The sequence below is a fragment of the Bacteroides sp. ET489 genome (genome assembly GCF_030518095.1).
GTDB lineage: Bacteria > Bacteroidota > Bacteroidia > Bacteroidales > Bacteroidaceae > Bacteroides > Bacteroides ndongoniae.
Genome location: NZ_JAULLJ010000085.1, coordinates 1 through 3,648, shown reverse-complemented (window position 1 = coordinate 3,648; position 3,648 = coordinate 1). Strand labels below are relative to the sequence as shown.

The window sequence follows — 3,648 nt, the reverse complement described above, 5'->3', positions numbered from 1 at the left end:
AATTACGCTCCAAATATATCACACACTTTTTTTCATCTTTTTGATGAAGTTTTTGCTAAATAGCTGATTTAGAGATATGTTGTAGAACATGTTTTTATAGAAGGTATCGTAGGGAAAGGGAAAGGGGACACATTATGTATTCACATGTGCGCGCGAGAAGGGAAAAAGAAGCAAAAAGAGGATAGAAAGGGGAAAAAGGGGGAAAGATAGGGACTAAGAGGCGCAAAGGAAAGGACTAGGAGGAGAAAAGAAGAAGGGACAGATCAAGCAAAAATAAAAAGACGAGTTGCATCAACAGCAGCTCGCCCTCAAAAAAATATGTAGTCTTCAGCAGGAGAATAGTACATTATCCTCCCCATGAAACTTTCCTCACATCAATATTGCAGCGGTAAAACTCAAAGACCTTCTTTAGACTCTTCCTGTGGAATACGCACAGAAGTATAAAGTTCAAGAATAGCAGCAATCGTCATACACACAATCCACTCGTTGCCGTGCGTAAAGAACATGAAAGCGCCCGTCAGCACCAGCAATATTGCTCCAAAAATCTGCTGACGCCGCAAACGTTTCACATTCGGACTTTTACTTTTGGACGGAGAATTAATCTGCGCAAGCGCCACCATAGCCGCCCCTATCGTATAAATATAAGGAGCAAGTTCCCATCCGGTGATATACACGGCAGCACCCGTCAGAGCCATAACGGCTCCTACAACAAAAAAAGCAGGTATCAGTTGTTTCATTATTCTATATCTTCTTCAAATACATAAATATCTTCATTGGGCTTCTTCATCAGATACTTTTCACGAGCAATACGCTCGATAGCACCCGAATCAACAGCCAACTCGTTGAGTCGTTCCGTATTCTCTTCATACTCATTACGATATTTTTCGATTTCACTGCGCAAACGACTTTCTTCACGCGCATACTGAAAACGACGCATCAGATTATTCTCGTCTAGAAATCCCAATATCACAGCAAAGATGACTAAAGTCACCAGATATTTATTGAAAAAACGGTTCTTACGGATGTAAGCCCAAAGCGAAGCAAGTTTATCCATCTGCCCTTAACTATTAAAAGACTACAATCGGCCGATACAACAAATGTTTACAGCCAATATTTACAGCCACAAAGATAAAAGGAATAAGCGAGAAACGGCAGCAACCAGATAATAAAAAATTGCAAAACACAGGTAATCTTCATCCAGCCCAACATTACCGACAAGCAAAATTTGTCTGACCGAATATAGAGATTTTCGATTTGTATGTGCTATCTTTGCACAGTATGACCAATGGAGCCAGATTTTGTACGCGGAATCCCGGCCACAGTGACAAGAAACTCCCAAATATGGAAAATTATATCGTATCAGCCCGCAAGTACCGTCCTTCGACCTTCGAGTCGGTAGTTGGACAACGGGCTCTGACCACTACTCTGAAAAATGCCATTGCCACCGGCAAACTGGCACATGCTTACCTCTTCTGCGGACCGCGAGGCGTAGGCAAAACTACTTGTGCCCGTATTTTTGCCAAGACCATCAACTGCATGCACCCCACCGCCGAAGGCGAGGCATGCAACGAATGTGAGTCGTGCACTGCTTTCAACGAACAACGTTCGTACAATATACACGAGCTGGACGCCGCCTCAAACAACTCAGTTGACGACATTCGGCAACTGGTAGAACAAGTACGTATTCCGCCACAGATAGGCAAATACAAGGTCTACATCATCGACGAGGTACACATGCTCTCGGCATCGGCCTTCAACGCTTTTCTGAAAACATTGGAAGAGCCACCCCGCCATGCCATTTTCATTCTTGCCACGACCGAGAAACACAAAATTCTGCCTACCATCCTTTCGCGCTGTCAAATATACGACTTTAGCCGCATCAGCGTGGAAGACACTGTTGCACACCTGGCATACGTAGCATCGAAGGAAGGCATCACTGCCGAGCCCGAAGCACTTAACGTAATCGCACTGAAAGCCGATGGCGGTATGCGCGACGCCCTATCCATCTTCGACCAGGTAGTCAGCTTCACCGGAGGACACATTACCTATCAAAGCGCTATCGAGAATCTGAATGTACTAGACTATGAATACTACTTCAGACTGACCGACCAGCTCCTTGAAAACAAAATAAGCGATGCCCTGTTATTGCTGAACGACGTACTGAACAAGGGCTTCGATGGCAGCCATTTCATTACCGGACTGGCATCGCACTTTCGCGACCTGTTGGTCAGCAAAGACCCTGCCACCACTTCACTGCTCGAAGTTGGTGCCAGCATCCGCGACCGTTATCAGGCACAGGCACAGAAATGCCCTGTTCCCTTCCTGTACAAAGCAATGAAACTTTGCAACGATTGCGACCTTAACTACCGGATGAGCAAAAACAAACGCCTGCTGGTAGAACTTACATTGATTCAAGTAGGGCAACTCACCGCTGGGGAGGACGATGCCAGTGGTGGGCGTAGCCCTAAACAAGCCATAAAACCTATATTCAACCAGCCTGCCGCCGCTCAGCAGCCACAGGCTACCCCTGCCATGCCCCAACAGCAGGCAACTGTTGCTCCACAGCAACCATCAGTGCAACCTCAGCAACAAGCAGCTCCTGCTACAAACAATGCACGCCAAGAAGCACCAGTACATGCTACACCGACCGCCGTGCTGCTTGCACAAGGTAAAGAGGAGAAGAAAATCCCTGTAACCCAAATGTCGAAATTGGGGATTTCCATCAAGCGTCCGCGTCAGGAAGAAGAGAAAAAGGAAATTACTACGCCTTCTTCCAATACGTCTACGACATCCACATCCCAACCTGTTGACGACTATATCTTCAACGAGCGTGACGTGAACTACTACTGGCAGGAATATGCCGGCCAAATGCCCAAAGAGCAGGTCGCTATCGCCAAACGAATGCAGAACATGCATCTTAACTTACTGAACGATACGACTTTCGAAGCAGTAGTCGACAATGAAATCGTTGCCAAGGAGTTTACCGGAATGATACCCGTCATACAAGACTACTTACGCAACCGACTGAAAAACAGAAAAGTCACCATGACCGTACGCATCAGCGCACCAACAGAGAAAGTCCGTGCTTACGGGCGAGTGGAAAAATTCCAAATGATGTCTCAGAAAAACCAAGCCTTGCTCCAACTGAAAGATGAATTTGGGTTGGAATTATATTCATAAAAAACGATTTTATATTTTCCCAGTTAGGAAAAAAAGTTTTCCCAACTGGGAAAATATTTTTCTCTAACTGGGGAAAATTCAGTTCTCATTTTTCCTAATTAATCAACTGATAATCAACACCCGCCTTTTAAGCTTCCTCAAAGCTTCGAAAGCGACTCTATTTAGACAGCATACAAATTAGATTTTTTTTAAACGAAGTAGGGAACAAGTAACCAAGAAAACCATTATTTTTGTCGCCGTAATTAGTACTAATAATAATTTAAAATCTAACGAAAATGGCTTACGTAATTAGTGACGATTGTATTGCTTGCGGAACTTGTATCGACGAGTGTCCGGTAGGCGCTATCTCTGAAGGTGATAAGTATTCTATCGACCCTGAAGCATGTACAGAATGCGGTACTTGCGCAGATGTTTGTCCTTCTGAAGCAATTCACCCGGGAGCATAATACAATCCTATTCAGAAAAGAT

4 protein-coding genes are annotated in these 3,648 nt (G+C 44.7%); 2 read left to right on the top strand and 2 right to left on the bottom strand.

Annotated elements, in window-relative coordinates; translation table 11 throughout:
• Positions 1 to 395: 395 nt before the first annotated feature.
• Both Q3C19_RS17975 and Q3C19_RS17970 read right to left on the bottom strand, forming a co-directional pair.
• Positions 396 to 737 carry a hypothetical protein gene (locus Q3C19_RS17975; protein ID WP_071148684.1) on the bottom strand — a complete coding sequence of 114 codons (342 nt, stop codon included), beginning with the start codon at positions 735 to 737 and terminating at the stop codon, positions 396 to 398.
• On the bottom strand, positions 737 to 1,054 hold the full coding sequence (locus Q3C19_RS17970) for a septum formation initiator family protein (RefSeq protein ID WP_022162839.1): 318 nt from the start codon (positions 1,052 to 1,054) through the stop codon (positions 737 to 739). Before Q3C19_RS17970 ends, Q3C19_RS17975 begins: the two co-directional genes overlap by 1 nt.
• A 287-nt stretch (positions 1,055 to 1,341) precedes the next feature.
• Here Q3C19_RS17970 and Q3C19_RS17965 point away from each other — a divergent pair, with 287 nt between their 5' ends.
• Both Q3C19_RS17965 and Q3C19_RS17960 read left to right on the top strand, forming a co-directional pair.
• Positions 1,342 to 3,180, top strand: coding sequence for a DNA polymerase III subunit gamma/tau (locus Q3C19_RS17965; protein ID WP_071148683.1), 1,839 nt, complete (start codon positions 1,342 to 1,344; stop codon positions 3,178 to 3,180).
• A gap of 275 nt (positions 3,181 to 3,455) precedes the next feature.
• A complete protein-coding gene (locus Q3C19_RS17960) occupies positions 3,456 to 3,626 on the top strand; it encodes a DUF362 domain-containing protein (RefSeq protein WP_021846942.1) in 171 nt (56 codons plus the stop codon).
• Positions 3,627 to 3,648 lie beyond the last annotated feature (22 nt).